This is a genomic window from Amycolatopsis japonica, from assembly GCF_000732925.1.
In the GTDB taxonomy this organism is placed as follows: Bacteria; Actinomycetota; Actinomycetes; order Mycobacteriales; family Pseudonocardiaceae; genus Amycolatopsis; species Amycolatopsis japonica.
On sequence record NZ_CP008953.1, the window covers coordinates 6,671,699 to 6,692,502 of the forward strand.

Sequence of the window (20,804 nt, forward strand, 5' to 3'; positions counted from 1 at the left end):
CGAAACGCGTGAAGTGGAAAGGGCGGGGCACCGTCGCCCGCGCGACGACGGTGCCCCGCCCCGGTCTAGCGGATCATCACGGGAGGCCGGCCAGGCCCGCGCTCACCGTGTTCGACCACGCGTAGCCCTGCGAGGCGTCCCAGTTGATCGACCAGGTCATGGCGCCCCGGATCGCCGGGTACGTCGTCGAGGGCTTGAACGAGCCGCAGTTCGTGCCCTTCGCCAGGCAGTTCAGCGCGCTGACCGTGTTGCCGGGCGCCTGGTAGCCGCCACCCGCGGCGGAACCGGAGGCGGGCAGGCCGAGCCCGACCTGGTCGGCCCGCAGGCCGCTCTGCAGCTGGATGCAGGCCAGCGCGGTGAGGAAGTCGACCGTGCCCTGCGAGTAGACCTTCTGGTCACAGCCGAGCATCGTGCCGCTGTTGTAGTACTGCATGTTGACGATGGTCAGGATGTCCTTGACGTTCAGCGCCAGCTTGAAGTACTCCGCCGCCGGGCTCTGCATGTCGATCGTCTGCGGCGCCATGGTGATGACGGTGCCGCCCGCCGCGTGGATGCTGCGCAGCGCCTGCGCCATGTAGGTCGCGTTGACGCCGTTCTCGAGGTCGATGTCGACGCCGTCGAAGCCGTAGGTCGCGATGAGCGACTTCATGCTGTTGGAGAAGTTCGTCGCCGCGGCCGAGGAGTCGACGCGGATCGTGCCCTTCTCGCCGCCGACGGACAGGATGACCTTCTGCCCGCGCGCCTGCGCCGTCTTGATGTCGGCCTTGAACTGCGCGTCGGTGTAGCCGCCGAGCTGGCTCGACAGACCGGAGTCGAGGGTGAAGGTGACCGCGCCCGGCGTGGCCGTCGCGTCGGCGAAGGACACCGCGATGATGTTGTACTTCGTCGGCACGTCGGCGAGCTTGAGTGCCTTCGCGCCGTTGTAGAAGTTCTGCCAGTAGCCGGTGATCACGTGCTTCGGCAGGTTCCCGGTCGGCGGGGTGCTCGTCGTGGTCGTCGGCGGGTTCGACGTCGTGGTCGTCGGGCTCGTGGACGTCGTCGGCGTGGTCGGCGTCGTGGTGGGCGAGCCGCCGGGGCCGTCGAGGTTCACGTCGTCGGCGAAGTACGCGGGCTGGCCGTACCAGCCGTGCAGGTAGATCTCGACGCTGGTGGTGGACGCGCCGGTGGTGAAGCTCAGCGAGAGCTGCGACCAGCTGCCGCCGCCCGGCGTCCAGGTGTTCTTGTCACCCGTCCCGGTGCCGGTGACACCGAGGTAGGTGTAGCTGCCCTGCACCCACGCCGAAAGCGTGTACGCGGTGTTGGCCTTGACCGGCACGCTCTGCGAGCAGCGGGCGTTGTCCTGTCCGGCCGGGGTGGCGCTGAGCGCGCGGCTTCCCGAGTGGACCGGCGTGGTGACCACGGAGGACGTACCGGAGCAGGTCCAGCCGCTCGTGGTCCCGAGTTCGAAGCCCGGGTTGGTCAGGATGTTGGCGGCCGAGGCGTTGCCCGAGACCGCGAAAGTCACCCCCAGGCACACGGCCAGTGACGACAGCAGGGCGAGGAACGCGTGTTTCGGCTTCACTTTCACGACTGGCCTCCACGAACGGGTGATGTCGGCCACATCAAAATGGTACAGACCAATACAACTGTCAAGGGTTCGCTTAGGGGAGGCCATACGAAAGTCGGCTCGGCGCGAGCGGCAGAATGCAGGGTCCGAGAGCACCCGAGGGCGGATTTCAGGAGCGTGGGAGTGAGCGTGCAGGGCCTGCAGACAGTCGAGCAGAAGATCGCCGAAGAACTCGGCGTGCGCGAGGGGCAGGTCAAGGCGGCCGTCGACCTGCTGGACGGCGGATCGACCGTGCCGTTCATCGCCCGGTACCGCAAAGAGGTCACCGGGATGCTGGACGACACCCAGCTCCGCACGCTCGAAGAGCGCCTCCGCTACCTGCGGGAACTCGGCGAGCGCAAGGTCGCGGTGCTGGAGTCGATCCGCAGCCAGGGCAAGCTGGACGAGGCGCTCGAAGCGTCGATCATGGCGGCCGACACCAAGTCTCGTCTCGAGGACATCTACCTGCCGTACAAGCCCAAGCGGCGCACGAAGGCGATGATCGCCCGCGAGGCCGGTCTGGAGCCCCTCGCCGACGGGCTGCTGAGCGACCCGAACACCGACCCGCAGGCCGCCGCCGCGGTGTTCGTCGACGCCGACAAGGGTGTCGCGGACGCGCAGGCCGCCTTGGACGGTGCCCGCGCGATCCTCGTCGAGCGCTTCGCCGAAGACGCCGACCTGATCGGCGAGCTGCGCGAGAAGATGTGGGCGGAAGGCCGTCTGGCCTCGAAGGTCCGCGACGGCAAGGCCGAAGAGGGCGCGAAGTTCTCCGACTACTTCGAGTTCTCCGAGCCCTACACGAAGCTCCCCTCGCACCGGATCCTCGCGATGCTCCGCGGCGAGAAGGAAGAGATCCTCGACCTCACGATGGAGTCGGAGGAGCCCTCCGAAGAACCGCGCACGGGGCCGACCGAGTACGAGAACCGCATCGCCCACAAGTTCGGCATCTCGAACGAGGGCCGCCCGGCCGACAAGTGGCTCGGCGACACCGTCCGCTGGGCGTGGCGGACGAAGATCCTGCTGCACCTGGGGATCGACCTGCGGATGCGGCTGCGTCAGTCGGCCGAGGACGACGCCGTCCGCGTGTTCGCCGCGAACCTGCGCGACCTGCTGCTCGCCGCCCCGGCGGGCACCCGCGCCACGATGGGCCTCGACCCTGGCTTCCGCACCGGCGTCAAGGTCGCCGTCGTCGACGCGACCGGCAAGGTCGTCGGCACCCACGTGATCTACCCGCACCAGCCCGCGAACAAATGGGACCAGTCCATCGCCGAACTCGCCGCGCTGTGCGCCCGGCACAAGGTGGACCTGATCTCGATCGGCAACGGCACCGCGTCGCGCGAGACCGACAAGCTCGCCGGCGAGCTGATCAAGAAGCACCCGGAACTGAAGCTGACGAAGGCCGTCGTCTCGGAGGCCGGCGCGTCGGTCTATTCGGCGTCGGCGTTCGCTTCGCAGGAACTGCCGGGCATGGACGTCTCGCTGCGCGGCGCGGTCTCGATCGCGCGGCGGCTGCAGGACCCGCTGGCGGAACTGGTGAAGATCGATCCGAAGTCGATCGGTGTCGGGCAGTACCAGCACGACCTGTCGGAGATCTCGCTGTCGCGGTCACTCGACGCGGTGGTCGAAGACTGTGTGAACGCCGTCGGCGTGGACGTCAACACCGCGTCGGCGCCGCTGCTGACCCGCGTTTCGGGTATCACGACGACGCTGGCGGAGAACATCGTCGCGCACCGCGACGAGAACGGGCCGTTCAAGACCCGCAGCGGGCTCAAGGAGGTCGCGCGGCTGGGCCCGAAGGCCTTCGAGCAGTGTGCGGGCTTCCTCCGGATCCCGGACGGCGACGACCCGCTCGACTCGTCCTCGGTGCACCCCGAGGCCTATCCGGTGGTGCGGCGGATCCTGACCTCGACCGGCACCGACATCCGCGCGCTGATCGGCAACACGCGGACGCTGCAGGCGCTGAAGCCGTCGGAATTCGTCGACGACACCTTCGGTCTCCCGACGGTGACCGACATCCTCGCCGAACTCGACAAGCCGGGCCGCGACCCGCGTCCGGCGTTCAAGACCGCGACCTTCGCCGACGGCGTCGAGAAGATCGGCGACCTCAAGCCGGGGATGCGGCTGGAAGGCGTCGTGACGAACGTGGCCGCGTTCGGCGCGTTCATCGACGTCGGCGTGCACCAGGACGGGCTCGCGCACGTCTCGGCGCTGTCGAAGAACTTCGTCAAGGACCCGCGTGAGGTCGTGAAGCCGGGCGACATCGTCAAGGTGAAGGTGCTGGAGGTCGACGTGCCGCGCAAGCGGATCTCGCTGACCCTGCGCCTGGACGACGAGCCCGGCAAGCCCGCTCGCGAGCAGGGCGGCGGCGGTCGTGACCGCGGCCAGGGCGGACAGCGTCAGGGCGGCGGTCAGCGTGGCGGCCAGGGCGGCCGTGGCGGCGGCCGGGACCGCGGCGGGAACTCCGGCGGCGGCGGCGCCATGGCGGACGCGCTCCGGAAGGCCGGTTTCGGCAAGTAAGGCTCAGAAGTACATGAAGGCCCCCATCCTGTACCCAGGCGCAAGGATGGGGGCCTTCATGTACTTGGGTCAGGGGTTCATCGCGTAGGCGCCGGAGAGATCGCGGACCAGGGACCACACGTGGTCGAAGCGGTCCGCGTCCACGACCGGCTTCCGGATCGAAGCGAGCGCCAGCGCCTGCTGCGCCTCGGTCGAGGACGACTTCCCGTGCAGGTCGATCGCCGCGACGCTGAAGTCCTGCACCAGCACGGCGAAGATCTGGTCGACGACCTCGGTCTCGATGCCGGTGATCTCCGCCTGCTCCAGCACCAGTTGCCCGTAGACGACCAGCGTGAACAGCTCGGTCAGCGCGAGGCCGAAGTCGAGGTCCTGCTGCTGCGCCTCGTCCGGGGCCGCGTCGGTGAACAGCTTCACCAGCGCCTCGGCCTGTTCGGTGAACCGCGCGACGTTCGGGATCGCGGACGCCTTGGCGTAGGCCTCACGCCAGTCGTGGAACCGCACCTTCGACAGCCCGCGCGCGGGGCCTTGGCGGAACAGGAACTCGTCGTCCGCCGCGTCGGAACGGGTCGGCACGGGCTCGTAGGCCTGCGGCGCGAACAGGTACGCGGGCACGAACTTCGCGATGAGCGCGAGGTTCACCGCCACCGTGCCTTCGAGTTTCGGCAGGCCGTCGATGTCGTTCTTGGACATCGCGAGATAGGTGTCGGCCTCGAAACCCTTGGCCGCCACCACATCCGCGACCAGGCCGATGACCTTCTGCGCCTCGGTGGTCACCTTCATCTTGGTGATCGGGTTGAACAGCAGGTACCGGCGGTCGTCCGCGTTCGCGCTGCGGAAGTAGTCCACGGCGCGGTCGGAGAACAGCTTCATCGCGACGAGCCGCGCGTACGCCTCGACGAATTCCCGGCGCACGTGCGGGAAATCGGTGACCTTCTTGCCGTAGAGCACCCGGTTGTGCGCGTGCGTGATCGCCTCGTACAGCGAGTGCGTCGACATCCCGATGCCGCCGAAGCACAGGTTGAACTTGCCGATGTTGACCGTGTTCAGCGCTGCGGAGAACGCTTCGGCGCCGACGTGCAGGATGTCCTCTTCGGACACCGGGTAGTCGTTGAGCTCGAACTCGGCGACGTACATCTGCGACGGCACGACGTTCTTCACCACGCGGTAGTTCGGGTGCTCCGAGTCCGCGTAGAAGAACACGTACTGGTCCGGCCCCTCGACGCCTTCGATGCGGCCGAAGACCGACACCGTCCGCGCGCAGTTCCCGTTGCCGATGTAGTACTTCGAGCCGTTCGCGCGGTAGCCGCCCGCGCCGTCCGGGGTGAGCACGAGGTCCGACGAGTAGATGTCGGCCCCGTGCTCCTTTTCGGACAGTCCGAACGCGGCGACGCCGCCGGCCGCGAGCGAGTCCGCCGCGCGTTTGCGGGCGGCCTCGTTCGCGCTCTGCCACACCGGGCCCAGGCCGAGGATGGTGACCTGCCACGGGTACCAGTAGTTCAGGCCGTAGAAGCCGAGGATTTCCGACAGGGCCGCGACCCGCGCGGTGTCCCAGCGCTTGTCGGGGTTCCCCTCGGCGTTGGCGCCGGGAGTGAGGAAGGTCGAGAACAGGCCTTCCTTGCCCGCGAACTCGATGAAGTCCGCGTAGAAGGTCCGGTCGTGGTAGTCCTCGACGAGCTTGCGCTTGCCACGCTGTTCGAACCACTCGATGGTGGCACGCAACAGGCGACGCGTCTCCGGGTCGAACTGCTGGGGGTCGTACCCACCCGGGTTCAGCAACAACGCGGTCGCCTTTTCGCTCATGGTCACTCCTGGTCAGCCGAAGTTACTACCCGGTAACCGTAGCGCCTCGCTTCGCCGTCCGGCCACCGAACTCGACCGAAGTCACCCGTCCACGCTCGTCCCGCAGGAACCGGGCGGTGGGCTTGCGGGTGTCCGCGGCCGGGGCGATCGCGTCTTCGCCGACGAACACGGCCTCGAACGGCGGAGGCGACGGGAAGTCCTCGATATCGGCGACCATCTGAGCCCAGAGGGCGCCGTCCCGGTCGCTGATCACGAACGCCAGGTCACCGGTCTGGTAGCGGCCCAGGTACTCGGCGATATCCGGCTGGGGCACAGGTGGCGGGCTCACGAGCGGTGGCAGCCCGACCACGTTCTCCAGGCACCAGTCGACGATCTTGGCGCCCAGTGCCGATCCGCCCGCGCTGTTGGTCAGCACCGTGACGGCGAAATCGTGCTCGGGCAGCGTCACGAAATCCGACAGCTGCAGATTGCTCACGTTGCCGCCGTGCCGGACCAGCCGTGCCGCGCCGTGGGTCGTGTGCAGCCAGCTCAGGCCGACCTCTTCGAAGCGCAGCGCGGCCTTGCGCTGCGGCGCGCGCATGAGGTCACGGGTGGCCTCGCTGAGCGGCGGCTTCCCCTCGGCCTCGCCGGCCAGGAAGAACCGGGCCCACTTCAGCTGGTCACCCGCCGTCGACCAGAGGCCGCCGCTCGCGCTGTCCGCGCGGGTCAGGCCCACGGTGTGCTCGACCGCCGGTCCGCCGTCTCGCAGGACGTGACCGACGGCGTGACGCCGGGTGAGCACCTCCCACGGCAGGTAATACGACTCGGTCATGCCGAGCGGTTCGAGCAGGCGGGCGCGGACGACGTCTTCGAAAGGCTCGCCCGCCGCCACCTCGACGACCCGTCCGGCCAGCTGGAACCCGGCGTTGCAGTAGGAGAACACCTCACCGGGCGCGAAATTCTGCGGGAGTTCGCCGAACTTCGCGATCGCGAGGGCCAGTGCGTCGTCACCCCATCCGGTGGTGAAGTCCACGTCGCCGAGGAACCCGGCCGAATGCGTGAGCAGATGGCGCAGGGTAACTGTCTTCCGCGCCACCGGATCCACCAGCGGGAGATCGGGAAGGTGGTCGACGACCGGCCGGTCCAGGTCCAGCACCCCGTCTTCGACCAGTGCCATGACGGCGGCCGCGGCGAACGTCTTGCTGGTGGAGCCGATCATGAACAACGTGCCGGGATCGACCGGGAGCCCGGTGTCCACACTGGACACCCCGGTGGCGAACACCGACTCCTCGCCCCGGTGCGTCACCCCCACCACGGCCCCGGGGACACTCGCGCGACGCGCTTCCTCGTCGAGCACCCCTTGCAGTTCCTGAACGTTCGACACCCGTGTCCCCTTTCGTCCGGTCAGGTCAGCGTTTCACCGCGAGGGCGGGTCCGGCTCGTACGAACCGACGAACATCGACGGACCGGTGCGGGCGATATCACGTAGCCCGGGAGATCACGACCCAGTACACTGCTCTTGCGGTCCGCTCAGTTCTGCCTCGGGCCGCGTTTCGTTGTCGAAGACCACGCGCCGCGGCCCCCGAGGTCTGCGCCGGGCAGGACAACCCTTTCTATCCTTACGGAGATACCAGGGCGCACCTGTGCCCACACGCTTATGAGCACACCTACCTTCACCGAACTCGGCCTGCCCAAGACGATCGTCGACGCGCTCGCCGAACAGGGCGTCACCAGCCCGTTCCCGATCCAGGCCGCCACGCTGCCGCATTCGCTGGCCGGCCGGGACGTCCTCGGCCGCGGCCGCACCGGCTCCGGCAAGACGTACGGTTTCGTGCTGCCCGTCCTCGCCCGGCTCGCCGATGGCCCGACGCGGCGCCGCCCCGGCCGCCCGCGCGCGCTGGTCCTGGCGCCGACCCGCGAGCTGGCGACCCAGATCGAGGCGTCGTTCCTGCCGCTGGCCAAACCGCTCGGCCTCAAGGTCACCACGATCTTCGGCGGGGTCAGCCCGAACCCGCAGATCACCCGCCTGCGTGACGGCGTCGACATCGTCGTCGCCTGCCCCGGCAGGCTCGCCGACCACATGCGTTCCGGCGAGGCGAAGCTCGACCACGTCGAGATCACCGTGCTGGACGAGGCCGACCACATGGCCGACCTCGGCTTCCTGCCCGACGTGCGGCGCATCATGGCCGAGACCCCGGAGCGCGGGCAGCGGCTGCTGTTCTCCGCGACCCTCGACGCGGGTGTCGACGTGCTGGTCAAGCGCTTCATGCACGACCCGGTCACGCACAGCGTCGACTCGGCGCAGTCGCCGGTCGCGACCATGAAGCACCACGTGCTGCACCTGGAGGAGACCCACCGGCTGCCGGTGCTGATCGACCTCACCGCCGCCCCGGGCCGCACGCTCGTGTTCACCCGCACGAAGCACCGCGCCAAGCAGCTGACACGCAAGCTCATGGCCTCCGGCGTGCCGGCGGTCGAACTGCACGGCAACCTCGGCCAGACGGCGCGGACCCGCAACCTGGAGGCGTTCGCGTCCGGCGCGGCGAAGACGCTGGTCGCGACCGACATCGCCGCGCGCGGTATCCACGTCGACGACGTCACGCTCGTCATCCACGCCGACCCGCCGGTCGAGCACAAGGCGTACCTGCACCGCTCCGGCCGGACGGCGCGGGCCGGGGCGTCCGGCACCGTCGTCACGCTGATGACCGACGCGCAGGTCGGCGACGTCCGCGACCTCACCCGCAAGGCGGGTATCAAGCCGACCACCACGCAGCTCGGCCCCGGCCATCCGCTGCTGTCGGAGCTGGCGCCCGGTGAGCGTTCGTTCACCGCGTCGCCGCGGCGGCCGATCGTGGACACGCGGCCGAAGAAGGTCACCGCCTCCGGTGAAGCCATCCCGGCCAAGGGTGACGACGAAGAGCGTCCGGCTCGCGGCGGGCGCGGTGCCCGCGGTGGTCGTGGCCGCGGTCCCTCGGCCGGTGGCCGTGGCGCTTCCGGCGGCGGACGGGGTACTTCGGGCGGCGGGCGTCGCGATGGCTCCTCGGACGGCCGTTCGCGTCAGCCCCGCTCCGAGGGCGACCGTCGCGGCGCTTCCGCGGGCCAGGGCCGCCGCGGGGCCGAGTCCACCGGACGTCGCGAAGGCGCGCCCAAGGGCGGCCAAGGTCGTCGCGCCTCCGCCGAGGCGCAGCCGCGCCGCGGCTCCGGCGCGTCGAAGTCGCAATCCTCGCGGAACCAGTCCGGCGGCGCTCCCGCCCGTCGTGGCGGTGCCGCCGCGTTCTCTTCGGGAACCCGGGCCGGCTCGCGCCGCTCGCGCTGACCCACCCCGGACACGCGTGATTGAAGGCGGATCACGCGTGTCCGGAGGCGTAACTCGCGTGATTGAAGGCGTAACTCCATGATCCGGCTCCAATCACGCGAGTTACGCCTCTGATCACGCGAGTTACGGCTCCGATCACGCGCGACGGGCGGCGGAGCGGGCCTCGGCGGCCGCGCGACGCTCTTCGAAACGTGACGCCTGGGTGTCGAGGGCCTTCAGGAACTGGTCGAGTTCGTCCCGCGCCTTCTCCCCCACCTCGCCGAGCCCTTCGAGCTCGAAGATCTTCCACTGCCGCAGCAGCGGCCAGATCACCTCGTCGTGGTGGATCCGCAGGTCGTAGATGCCCGCCTTCGCGATCAGCGCGGCCTTCCGCACGAAGCTCGGGATCACCGCGCCCGGCATCTGGAACTGGACGACCTCGTCGGTGATGGCGCGCATCATCGCGTCGGGTGAAAGCTCCAGCGACGCCTGCACCAGGTTCCGGTAGAAGAGCATGTGCAGGTTCTCGTCCATCGCGACCCGCGCGAGCAGCTTCTCGCACAACGGATCCTGCGTGTACTTCCCGGTGTTGCGGTGCGAGATCCGCGTCGCCAGCTCCTGGAAGGACACGTACGCGAAGACGTTCAGCAGCGCCTTGTCGCCGCTGTCGTAGCCGGCCTCCATGGTCTGCATCCGCATGCGCTCCAGCTCGACCGGATCGACCGCGCGCGTCACCAGCAGATAGTCGCGGATGCAGATGCCGTGGCGGCCCTCTTCGGCGGTCCAGCGGTGCACCCACGTGCCCCACGCCCCGTCGCGGCCGAAGGCGCGCTCGATCTCGCGGTGGTAGCTCGGCAGGTTGTCCTCGGTGAGGAGGTTGACCTCCAGGGACGTCCGCGCGATCGGCGACACCCGCGACTGCTCGGGATCCCACGCCTCCCCGCCGAGATCGGCGAAGTTCCGGCCCTCGTCCCACGGCACGTACTCGTGCGGCATCCATTCCTTGGCGACCGAGAGATGCCGGTTGAGGTTCTCCTCGACCGTCCCCTCGAGCTCGAGCATCAGCCGGGTGGTTTCGGGGACCGTCATGCGTTTCGTCCTTCCAGGGTACGGAAAACGCTACCTACGACACCGTAACTTACGGTGTCGTAGGTTTGCCACCTCCGGAAGATGAACGACTTACAGCGAGGCCGTCAGCCCCCTCGCCCGCAGCACCGAACGCTCCAGCGGACGGAACACCAGCAGCTCGATACCGACGCCGACCAGCAGGATCAGGAAGATCGCCGAGATCACGCCTTCCATGCTGTTGAACGACGAGCCCTCGTTGAGGTACGCGCCGAGCCCCTTGCCCAGCGCCGGGGACAGCGCGATCAGCTCGGCGGCCATCAGCGAACGCCACGAGAACGCCCAGCCCTGCTTGAGCCCGGCCAGGAACCCCGGCAACGCGGCGGGCAGCAGGATGTGCCGGGCCGACGAGAGCCTGTTCGCCCCCATCACCTGTCCGACGCGCGGCAGGATCGGCGGGATCTGGTCGATGCCCGAGACGAGACCGTTCGCGATCGAAGGCACCGAACCCAGCAACACCACGAAGTAGATCGAGGCGTCGTTCAGCCCGAACCACAGGATCGCCGCCGGCACCCACGCCACCGACGGAAGGCTTTGCAGCCCGGTCAGGAACGGCCCGACCGCGGCGCGCACGATGCGGACCTTCGCCACCAGCAGGCCGAGCGGGGTCCCGATGACCACGCCGATCAGGAAGCCCAGCGCGGCCCGGTGCACCGACGTCCAGACGAATTCGAAGATCTCGCCGTCGACGGTGATGCCGACGAGTTCGTCCCACACCGCGAGCGGCGCGGGCAGCATGGCCTCCGGCCAGAACGCGGCGGCCCAGAGTGCCTGCCACAGCGCGATCAGCAGCGCCAGGAAGACCACCGGCGGCACGAAGCCGCGCAGGAACCGCTTGCCCCGGCTTTCCCGGCGTTCCCCGGTCGGGGTGTCGAGCGAATCGAGTCCCGCGCCGACGGCCTCGTCGGCGTCTTCCACCGCGGTTTCAGGGCGGTCAAGCCGCGGCATGGGTACTGATCACCTCCCGGAGGTGACCGGTGATCTCCAGCGTCAGCTCCTCGGCGTCGGAGGCCTGGACGTCGCGCCATTCCCGCACGACCCGGCCCGGCCGCGACGAGAGCAGCACGACCCGCTGGCCCAGCCGGACGGCCTCGCGGACGTCGTGGGTCACGAACAACACGGAGGTGCCGGTGCTGCGGTAGACGCGCAGGAGTTCACCCTGCAGGACGTCGCGGGTGATGGCGTCGAGCGCGGCGAACGGCTCGTCCATCAGCAGCAGCGACTGCTCCGTGTCACCGCCGACGCGCAGGGTCGCGGCCAGCGCCCTGGCGAGCGCGACACGCTGCCGCATCCCGCCGGACAGCTCGTGCGGCCGCTTGTCACCCGCGCCGCCGAGGCGGACGAGTTCGAGCAGTTCGGCCGCCTTCTCGCGGCGCTCGGCCCGGCCGAAACCGGCGAGCCGCAGCGGCAGTTCCACGTTGCGGGCCGCGGTCAGCCACGGCATCAGCGCGGCTTCCTGGAACATGACCGCGGGCCGGGAGGTTTCGAGGGTGATCGAGCCCGACGTCGGCTGGTCGAGGCCGGCGACCAGGTTCAGCAGGGTGCTCTTGCCACAACCGGAGGCGCCGAGGAGACAGACGAACTCGCCGGGCGCCACCGTCAGGTCCATCCCGTCGAGGGCCACGACGGCGCGGCCGGTCGGCCCGAACGCCTTCCGCACCCCGTCGAGCCGCACGGCGACATCGGTGGACAGGCCGGGCTCCAAGGTGGTCGTCATCGCTGATCCCCTCCGGTCACTTCGTCAGCCCGGGCGCGTTCACGCCGGGCTTGCCCTGCTCGGCGAGCACGGCGTTGAGCGGGCCGAAATCGGCGAACCCCTTGAGGTCCACCGCGGACTTCACCACGCCCGCGGTCACCGAGTCCTGCGCGAGCTGGGTGAAGGTCGACGCCACCGGGTCGATGCCGAGTTCGATGCCGGAGAAGGCGCGATCGAGGACGGCCTCGCTCAGTGTGCTGCCCGCGAGCGCCTTGAGCTCCCCGTTGACGACCTTCTTCGCCTCGGCGGGATTGGTCTTCGCCCACTCGATGGCGGCGAGTTCACCCTTGAGGATGGCGGTGACGGTCTCCGGGTGCTGCTGCAGGAATTCGCTGCGGACGATCACGACCGTGGTCGGGAACTTGCCTTCCGGCCACAGGTTCTTCTCGTCCAGCAGGACCTTCGCGCCCGCGTCCAGCACGAGCCGCGAGGACCACGGTTCGGGCAGCCAACCGCCGTCGAGCTCGCCCTTCTTGAAGGCGTCGAACGTCTTCGGGTTCTCGAGGTTGGTGATCTTGACGTCGGGCAGCTTCTTTTCGGCGATGAACTTCTTGAGCGCGACGTCCTGGGTGTTCGCCAGCGACGGTGTCGCGATGTTCTTGCCGGTGAGCTGCTCGGGAGTGGTGATCTCGGGCTTCACCACCAGCTGCGCTCCGCCGGTGACCGCGCCGGAGACCAGCTGGATGGCGCCCTTGGACTTGGTGAAGGCGTTGATCGCGGGCCCGGAGCCGATGAAGGCGATGTCGAGCGAGTTGCCGAGCAGCGCGTTGACCTCTTCGGGGCCGGCGTTGAACGTCTGCGTGGTGAGCTTCGTCGAGCCGATTTCCTTGGCGAAGAAGCCGTTCTTGACGCCGATCAGCGCGGGCGCGTGCGTCACGTTGGGGAAGTACCCGACACGCACCTCGGCCGCGGCACCCTGGCTCTTCTGCTCCGCCGGAGCGGCGCCGCTGTCCGCGCGTGAACACCCCGCGATCCCGCCGGCCAGTGTCAGGGCGGCGAAGGCCGCGGCCAGCAAACGGGTTCTGTGGTGGGTGCTCACGGAAGGTCGCCTTTCGGAGGGTACGACTTCGGCTCGGGTGATGGCGCGAGAGTCGCATGTTCACCCACGTGCCTGCATCGCCATCCGAATGACGGGAAAGATGCTGAGAATCCTTGACACCTGGCGGAACAGGTGTTCCACATATCAGGACCGGTGTAACGGTCCGGGCCGAACGGACGAATCACGCTTAGTGGTGACGCACCCTCGGACCGTCGCGATGGCGGGCGTGCTGACCGCCGGGATCGGCATGGGCGTCGTCGCGACGACGCTCAAGATCGCCGACGGCACGCACACCGTGCTCGACACCACCCTGTCGTCCACGACGGGGTTCCTCTTCCTCCTCGCCGGCGCCGTCGCGCACGTGCGCCGCGCCTCGAACCCCATCGGCCTGCTCATCGCGCTGGCCGGGCTCGCGTTGTTCACCGAGGACCTCCAGTTCTCCGACGAGCCGCTCACGCACACCCTCGGCTTGGCGCTTTCGGCCGCGTCCAGTCCGGTGATCGCGCATCTCGTGCTCGCCTTCCCGCACGGGAAACTCCGGTCCCGCGGGGAGCGGGTGCTCGCGTTCTCCGCGTACGCCGTGGTCTTCGGGTCGGCCGTCCTCGGCCTGCTGGTCAACGACGATCCACGGAACCTCGCCGCGGTCGCCGCGTCCCCGGAGGCCGAACAGCTGGTCAAACGGCTGCTGGAGCTGGTCGGCGCGCTGATCGGCGGCGGGGTCGTGGTGGTGCTGCTCTACCGCTGGCTCGCCGGGCGGCTCCCGCAGCGGCGGCTGCTCTCCCCCGTCCTCGCGATCGCCGTGGTCGGCGCGGTGAGCACCACGGTCGGCAGCGCGCTCGGCTCCGGGCATCCGTTCTCCGAACCGCTGCTCGACGTCTACCGGATCTCGTTCTGCCTGTGGCCGCTGACGTTCCTGATCGGGGTGCTGCGGGCGCGGGTCGGCAACGCGGAGATGATCCGGCTCCTGCTGGAACGCGACGGCTCCGGGCTGGCCGCGCTCGTGCAGGACGACGAGGTGTGGAAGGACAGCCGGTCGATCGACGCGCTCAACGCCGCCGCCGGGCTCGTCCTGGACAACCAGCGGCTGGCCGCGGAACTTGAGGAACGTCTCGTCGAGGTCCAGGCCTCCCGCGCCCGTATCGTCGCCGCCGCCGACGACGAGCGGCGGCGGGTCGAACGCGACCTGCACGACGGGGCACAGCAACGCCTGGTCAGTGTCGTACTGCTGCTGCGGATGGCGGAACGACGGCTCGGGGACGACCTCACGCCCGCCGTCGCGACCCTGCTGACCGGCACGATCGACGAACTGCAGGCCACCGTCACCGAACTGCGTGAACTCGCGCGCGGGCTGCGTCCCCCGATCCTCACCGAGGCCGGGCTGATCCCCGCGGTCCGGTCGCTGCTGGCCCGCGTCCCGATCGCCGTCGACCTCGCCGGGGAGGACGTGCCCCGGCTCAGCGGCGCCGTCGAGGCGACGGCGTACTTCGTCGTTTCGGAAGCGGTCACCAACGCGTTGAAGCACGCGCAAGCCGAGCAGGTCCGGGTGTGCATCCGCGTCGGGGAGGACGGCCTGCGGGTGGACGTCCACGACGACGGCGTCGGCACGGCCGACATCGGCGGCGGTTCCGGGCTGCACGGCCTGCGTGACCGGGTCCGGGCGCTCGGCGGCGAACTGACCGTCGCGAGCGAACCCGGCTCGGGCACCACGGTTTCGGCCGTCATCCCGACTGACGGCTAGGCCCCTTCTGCGGTCCGGTGCGCGTGACCGCGGGGACGACACGCGTGATCAGATGGACGACACGCGTGTCCAGGTGGACGACTCGCGGCGGACCCGGCCACGTGCGCGTGTCGTCCATCCAGTCACGCGTGTCGTCCATCTGATCACCAGTGTCGTCCTCGCAGTCACGCGAAATGTCCGATCGCGGGTGCCCGGGCCACGGCTCCAGACCGAATCGCGCTGACAACCGACCGAGCCTAGGCGAGCCCGCGGATCGCGCGCGCGGGCGGCCGCACACCCTGGATCGACGCGACCATCTCCAGCACCTGCCGGGTGCGCCGCACCTCGTGTACCCGGAACACCTTCGCCCCTTCGGCCACCGCCCAGGCCGTCGCGGCGAGGGTGCCGTCGACCCGCTCCGCGAGTTCCACGCCGAGCGTCTCCCCGACGAAGTCCTTATTGGACAGTGCCATCAGCACCGGCCAGCCGGTGTCCGCCAGTTCCCTCGCGTGCCGCAGGAGCGCCAGGCTGTGCCACGTGTTCTTGCCGAAGTCGTGCGTCGGGTCGATCAGCACCCCTTCACGCGGGACGCCGAGCGCCACGACGGCTTCGGCGTGGGCCGTCGTTTCCGCGACGACGTCGGCGACGATGTCCGGGTAGCGCACCCGGAACGGGCGGGTGCGCGGGACGGCGTTCCCGGTGTGCGAGCAGACGTAACCGGTGCCGAATTCCGCGGCGACCTCGGCCAGTTTCGGATCGGCGCCCGCCCAGGTGTCGTTGATCAGATCCGCGCCGGCCTCCGCCGCGCGCCTGCCCACCTCGTGGCGCCAGGTGTCGACGCTGATCACCAGGTCGGGATGCAGTTCCCGGATCCGCTCGACGAACGGGACCACCCGTCGGATCTCTTCCTCGACGTCGACGTCCGCGCCGGGGCCCGCCTTGACCCCGCCGATGTCCACGATGTCGGCGCCCTCCGCCACCACCCTGGCGACGGCGGCGAGCGCGTCCGGATCCGAGAAGGTCGCGCCCTTGTCGTAGAACGAATCGGGGGTCCGGTTGACGATAGCCATGACCAGGGCGCGGTCCCTGGCGACGCGGCGCCCGCGGAAGGTCAGCTCGTTCACGCACCGATCGTAGGCGAGCGGACGCCCGGAGACGGAAAGTGCCGCCCAGCGGGACCGTCCCGGGGACCGGGAGCGCCCATTCGAGTGGCATATCTGATATATGACGTAAGAGATCGGATCTCTCTTGACTCGCCATCGAACACGCGGGTAGACGTTGTTCAGCCGGGATGGCGACGGACGGCGGATCGGCATCCCGGCCACTCATTCCCCCGGTTCCCCGGCGCAGGAAGGACTTCGAATGGCACCGGATCCTCTTCGCGCGGCACGGCTTTCGCGACGCACCGTGCTGGCGGGAACCGCGGGCGCCCTCGGCGCGCTCACCCTGCCCGGCGTGGCCACCGCGGCGCCGGTGGACTGGTCGCGCGCGGTCGTCGACTCGACGATGAAACGCCACACCCCGGCCACGCTCGGCGGCTGGGGCTACACCCGTGGTCTCTACCTCTACGGCCAGTACCTGGTGTACCGGCGCACCGGCGAGAAGTCCTACCTCGACTACATCCTCGCGTGGTACGACCGATTCGTCACCGACAGCGGTATTTCCAACGGGTTCACCAACCTGGACGCGATGCGCTCCGGGCAGATGTTCCCCTTGCTGTACAACGAAACCGGGCAGGCGAAGTACAAGACCGCGGCGGAGCAGCTGCGCGGCCGCTTCCCGTCCTATCCCCGGACGTCCGACGGCGGGATGTTCCACGCCACGAGCCGGGTCGGGCAGTTGTGGGCGGACGGCGTGTACATGGCGCAGCCGTTCCTCGCCCTGTACGGCAAGACCTTCGGCGATGCCGGCTACTGCTACGAAGAGGCCGCGAAGAACGTCAGCATCTACTTCGACCACCTCAAGGAACCCGCCAAGGGCCTGCTCTACCACGCCTACGACGAGGACGGCTCGGAACCGTGGGCTTCGGGCGCCGGACGGCATTCGAAGTACCACTGGGGGCGGGCGATCGGCTGGCTCGGGATGACGGCGATCGACCTCCTCGAAATCCTTCCCCGCGACCATCCGCGGCGGCGTCGTCTCGTGGACGTCGTCGAATTCCTCGCGGCCGGCTACCGGCGCTGGCAGGACCGGGCTTCGGGCCGCTGGTTCCAGGTCGTCGACCGGGGTGGCGACAAGGACAACTGGCTGGAGACGTCGGCTTCGGCGATGTACACGTTCCTGCTGTCCCGCGCGGTGCAACGCGGCTACGTCGGCCCGGAGTACGGACCAGTGGCCGCGAAGGGCTATCGCGGGGTTCTGTCCCAGGTTTCGACCGGTTCCGACGGATTGACCGATATCGCGAACATTTCCGAAGGCACCAACGTCGGCGACACGGCGTATTACTACGCGCGTAAACGCAACACCAACGATTTCCACGGTCTCGGCGCGTTCCTCATCATGAATGAGCAACTCGCCCGCTGAGGTCGCCGCACCGGCCGAAGGACGCCTTCCCCGCTTCCGACCTGGGGAAAGCGTCCTTCGGTCGTTTTCCGGGCGGGTGCCGGGTATTGACCGGAGGCGCTAACATCGCGTGCTGCGACGCCCACTCCCAGGAGGGACGACCGGATGCGCGAGACGCCGCCCCAGGCTTCTTATACCCGGCTCGAACTCGGTGACACCAGCACGATCCCGGTCGGTGTGACGGTTTCCCCGCACATCTCACTGGTTTCGATGCTCGTCGAGGTCGTCGGCGGGTACGACCGCGGCCTGCCCGCCGCCTGGCGCCGTCAGGTGGGCTCGGCGATCCCGGAGCAGGGATACCGCGCGGCGAGCGCCCTCGCCCGCCGCGGCACCTCGGTACAACCGGACTTCATCGTCCCGATCAGCCCCGGTGCGGACTCCTCCGCCGCCGCACAGGCGGAGATGCTGCGCGAACTGCCGGAGGCCGACGTCCTGAAAGGCCTGGAAGAGGTCTTCGGCGACCGGTTGCCCGCGCAGTGGCGGCAGGCCGCCGACCATCCGAGACGCTGGGTCGCCTCGATCGCGGACGCCTTCACCGCGACCAGGCTGGCGACCGAAAATCTCTGGACCAAGGCCCGTCCCCTGCTCGACCGCGAGATCGAACGCATCGGCGTCGCCTCCGTCCGCGGCGGGACGGACGCGGTACTCGGCCTGCTGCGGCCCCATTTCCGGTTCAGCAACGGATGTCTCCTGCTGCCCGACGCCGAACCGGCGCGGTACACCACCCGCGGCCGCAAGCTGATCCTCGTCCCGATGCTCGCGGGCAGCCGTTCGGTGGTGTCCAACTTCGACGAAGAGGACGCCATCTGGATCGGCTACCCGCTGCCGGGGCTCGACGGCCTGCTCGACGGCGGCAAGACCGAACCGGCCCCGGGTGTCGACGGGCTCGACCTGGTGGTCGGGGCCCACCGCGCGAAACTGTTGCGGCATCTGGGAAAGCCGGCCCGGATGGGCGAGATCGCGAATCTGCTGTCGTGCGCGGCGAGCACCGCGACCTATCACTGCGAACAGCTCGTTTCGGCGGGTTTGATCCAGCGGCACCGCGAGGGCCAGGTCGTCCTCGTGGTCCGGACTCCTCGCGGTGACGCGCTGGTGGACCTGCTCTCCTGACTAGACCCGCTGCAGCCCCGGCTTGCCCGCCTCGACGACGTACGAACGGTCCGCGGCCAAGGTCACCTTCGAGAAGTCGTACTCCGTGGTGTCCGAAACCGTCATGAAATCCGCCCGCATCTGCGTTTGCGACGCCGTCACCCGGACATAGCCGCGCTTTCCCCGGCAGTACTTGATGTGCGGGTTGTTCGAGAGCCACGTCGACGACGGGTCGGTCGCGGTGTCGCTGTTGCTCGTCACCGAGGTCGTCACGAGTTCCGAACCGAACACCGGGTCGCTGTGGTTGAAGTAGTCGCGGCGCAGATCGGCCGCCCAGTGGCGGTGGACGTCGCCGGTCAGCACGATCGGGTTCGGCACCTTGCGGTCCACGATGCCCTTCGCGATCCGGTCGCGCGAGGCCTCGTAACCCTGCCAGGAGTCGGGGCTCTCGCACGTCGCCTTGTTGCCGTCGCCGTCACGGGTGGCGAAGAAGACCTGCTGGCCGAGGAAGTCCCACTTCGCCGGCTGCGTCTCCAATGCCTTCAGCAGCCACGCTTCCTGTGTGGTGCCGAGGATGCTGCGCGACGTCGACCGCATGTCCGTGCACGCCGGTCCCGTCGAACCGGACGGGTCGGGCACCTGCGCGCTGCGGTACTGACGGGTGTCGAGCATGTGGAACCGGGCGAGGTTCCCCCACGTGAACTGGCGGTACAGGCGGATCGACGCGCCGCTCGGCTTGGCGGTCGACCGGATCGGCATGTTCTCGTAGAACGCCTGGAATCCGGCGGCCTTGCGGTCCGCGGTGGCCGGGCTGGTGGTGCCGTTCCAGTTGTTCATCACCTCGTGGTCGTCGAAGACCACGATCCACGGCGCCATCGCGTGCGCGTTCTGCAGGTCGGCGTCGGTTTTGTGCTGGGCGTGCCGGGCGCGGTACTGCGCGAGGGTCGTGACGTCCTCGGTGAAGGCCAGCCTGCGCGGATTCCGCTCGGCGGCGGCACGGCCGGACTTCCGCTCGTACATGTAGTCGCCCAGGAACAGCACCAATTCGGGGTTGTCGGCGAGCATGCCCTTGTACGAGTGGTACCAGCCTTCCTCCCAGTGCTGACACGAGGAGAAGCAGTACTTCAGCTGGTTCACCGCGGCACCGGCGGCGGGCGCGGTCCTGGTCCGGCCGACCGGCGAGATGTAGCCACTGGTCTTGAATCGGTAGAAGTATTCACGTCCCGGCTCGAGTCCGACCGGTTCGATGTGCACGCTGTGCCCAGAAGCGCGGGCCGCGGTCACGGTGCCCCGCTGCGCGATCGAGGTGAACGCCTGGTCGTTCGCGAGTTCCCAGTCCACTGTGTACGAAGCGTCCGGCATCCCGCCGAAACCGTCGGGGTTCAGCGGCGCGGGCGCGAGCCTCGTCCACAGCACGACACTGTCCGGCAGCGGGTCACCCGAGGCGACCCCGAGCTGGAACGGATCGTGGATGGCGGGCGCCGCCGCCAGCGTTCTCGCGTTCGCCCACGAAGGCACCGTCGACGACAACGCCGCCGCCGAAACCGCCGCGGCACCGCCGAGGAGTACCGCCCGCCGATTCACCTGGCCCATGAAAATTCAACCTTTCGAAGTGGGGAAAGAAGAGGGGAGGGATTTCACGCGGCGTAATCGGTGATGCCGCCACTACAGGCTTCGAGCGTCGGATTGGCGGCGGCGTTGGCGACGCAGACCTTGTAATAGACCCACGATCCCTTCGCGACCGGCACGGCCTTGTCGACGTGCGTGCCGTTGCCGCCGGAAGCCCAGACGTAGAACGGGCCGGCGCCGCCCTTCAGCCAGTAGGCGACCACGGCGGACTTGCCGTCGGCGTCCTTGTCGTAGACGAGGAAATGAGCATCCGATGAACGGAACTGCCCCTCACCCGCGCAGACGCCGGTGGAACATTCGGCGCTGCCGGAACCGACTCCGCAGTCGGGCGCGATGCGCTGATCGGAACCGGTGTAGACGTAACCGTCCGAGATGTAACCGCCCAGCGCGGGAACGTAGTCCCACAACGTCGTCGTGCCCAGCGGGCCGGCGACGGAGGTCCCGATCGTCTGGCAGTCGATGGTCACCGTGGCGCCGTTGGCGACCGTGCGCACCGCGGTCGAGGAGGTGCTCGGGGCGCGGCGGACGTTCAGCGGATCGCCCGCCGTCTTCACGGTCCCGGTGGCCGCGGCCACCGCGGGAGTGGCTCCGGCGAGGCCCAAGGCGCCCGCCGTCACCAGCACGAGAAAGAAACCGGCGAGCCGCCGGACACTTGAACGCTTCATGACGGCAGGGTCGACCGGCGTCGTACACGTCACGTACAAACGCCGA

At 69.1% G+C, this 20,804-nt stretch carries 15 protein-coding genes; 5 read left to right on the forward strand and 10 right to left on the reverse strand.

Features of this window, described 5'->3' with window-relative positions; all coding sequences use genetic code 11:
- Positions 1–76 precede the first annotated feature (76 nt).
- On the reverse strand, positions 77–1,567 hold the full coding sequence (locus AJAP_RS30845) for a chitinase (RefSeq protein WP_038517914.1): 1,491 nt from the start codon (positions 1,565–1,567) through the stop codon (positions 77–79).
- 162 nt (positions 1,568–1,729) lie between these two features.
- Between AJAP_RS30845 and AJAP_RS30850 the strand changes: the two genes are divergently transcribed.
- The gene (locus tag AJAP_RS30850; protein ID WP_038517917.1) at positions 1,730–4,102 is read left to right on the forward strand and encodes a Tex family protein; all 2,373 of its coding nucleotides are present in this window, start codon (positions 1,730–1,732) and stop codon (positions 4,100–4,102) included.
- Positions 4,103–4,171: 69 nt separating this feature from the next.
- Here AJAP_RS30850 and AJAP_RS30855 read toward each other — a convergent pair whose 3' ends face one another.
- The gene (locus AJAP_RS30855) at positions 4,172–5,902 is read right to left on the reverse strand and encodes an acyl-CoA dehydrogenase (protein WP_038517920.1); all 1,731 of its coding nucleotides are present in this window, start codon (positions 5,900–5,902) and stop codon (positions 4,172–4,174) included.
- Positions 5,903–5,927: 25 nt separating this feature from the next.
- A complete protein-coding gene (locus AJAP_RS30860) occupies positions 5,928–7,265 on the reverse strand; it encodes a serine hydrolase domain-containing protein (protein WP_051972645.1) in 1,338 nt (445 codons plus the stop codon).
- 273 nt (positions 7,266–7,538) lie between these two features.
- Between AJAP_RS30860 and AJAP_RS30865 the strand changes: the two genes are divergently transcribed.
- Positions 7,539–9,197, forward strand: coding sequence for a DEAD/DEAH box helicase (locus AJAP_RS30865; protein ID WP_038517926.1), 1,659 nt, complete (start codon positions 7,539–7,541; stop codon positions 9,195–9,197).
- A gap of 135 nt (positions 9,198–9,332) precedes the next feature.
- On the opposite strand, the gene AJAP_RS30870 is transcribed toward AJAP_RS30865, so the two are convergent.
- The 4 genes from AJAP_RS30870 to AJAP_RS30885 form a co-directional block, all read right to left on the reverse strand.
- Positions 9,333–10,265 (reverse strand): acyl-ACP desaturase, encoded by a 933-nt coding sequence (locus tag AJAP_RS30870; protein ID WP_038517929.1) that lies wholly within the window; start codon positions 10,263–10,265, stop codon positions 9,333–9,335.
- A gap of 90 nt (positions 10,266–10,355) precedes the next feature.
- Positions 10,356–11,249, reverse strand: a complete 894-nt coding sequence (locus AJAP_RS30875) for an ABC transporter permease (RefSeq protein WP_038517932.1) — start codon at positions 11,247–11,249, stop codon at positions 10,356–10,358.
- Positions 11,236–12,018, reverse strand: coding sequence for an ABC transporter ATP-binding protein (locus tag AJAP_RS30880; protein WP_038517935.1), 783 nt, complete (start codon positions 12,016–12,018; stop codon positions 11,236–11,238). The genes AJAP_RS30875 and AJAP_RS30880 overlap by 14 nt, the downstream gene beginning before the upstream one ends.
- A gap of 16 nt (positions 12,019–12,034) precedes the next feature.
- Positions 12,035–13,096: an ABC transporter substrate-binding protein gene (locus AJAP_RS30885; RefSeq protein WP_038517939.1), complete on the reverse strand. Its 1,062-nt coding sequence runs from the start codon at positions 13,094–13,096 to the stop codon at positions 12,035–12,037.
- A gap of 217 nt (positions 13,097–13,313) precedes the next feature.
- Between AJAP_RS30885 and AJAP_RS30890 the strand changes: the two genes are divergently transcribed.
- Positions 13,314–14,834: a sensor histidine kinase gene (locus tag AJAP_RS30890; RefSeq protein ID WP_148311731.1), complete on the forward strand. Its 1,521-nt coding sequence runs from the start codon at positions 13,314–13,316 to the stop codon at positions 14,832–14,834.
- A gap of 236 nt (positions 14,835–15,070) precedes the next feature.
- Here the strand turns inward: AJAP_RS30890 and folP are convergent, their stop codons facing one another.
- Complete coding sequence (gene folP, locus AJAP_RS30895; RefSeq protein ID WP_038517944.1) at positions 15,071–15,937, reverse strand: dihydropteroate synthase; 867 nt, start codon at positions 15,935–15,937, stop codon at positions 15,071–15,073.
- Between the two features lie 238 nt (positions 15,938–16,175).
- On the opposite strand from folP, the gene AJAP_RS30900 reads away from it, so the two are divergent.
- Positions 16,176–17,336, forward strand: coding sequence for a glycoside hydrolase family 88/105 protein (locus AJAP_RS30900; protein WP_038517946.1), 1,161 nt, complete (start codon positions 16,176–16,178; stop codon positions 17,334–17,336).
- Between the two features lie 144 nt (positions 17,337–17,480).
- Complete coding sequence (locus AJAP_RS30905; RefSeq protein ID WP_038517949.1) at positions 17,481–18,485, forward strand: winged helix-turn-helix domain-containing protein; 1,005 nt, start codon at positions 17,481–17,483, stop codon at positions 18,483–18,485.
- Here AJAP_RS30905 and AJAP_RS30910 read toward each other — a convergent pair whose 3' ends face one another.
- Both AJAP_RS30910 and AJAP_RS30915 read right to left on the reverse strand, forming a co-directional pair.
- On the reverse strand, positions 18,486–20,057 hold the full coding sequence (locus AJAP_RS30910) for an alkaline phosphatase D family protein (RefSeq protein ID WP_038517952.1): 1,572 nt from the start codon (positions 20,055–20,057) through the stop codon (positions 18,486–18,488).
- Positions 20,058–20,101: 44 nt separating this feature from the next.
- Positions 20,102–20,758 (reverse strand): SH3 domain-containing protein, encoded by a 657-nt coding sequence (locus AJAP_RS30915; protein WP_037346577.1) that lies wholly within the window; start codon positions 20,756–20,758, stop codon positions 20,102–20,104.
- Positions 20,759–20,804 lie beyond the last annotated feature (46 nt).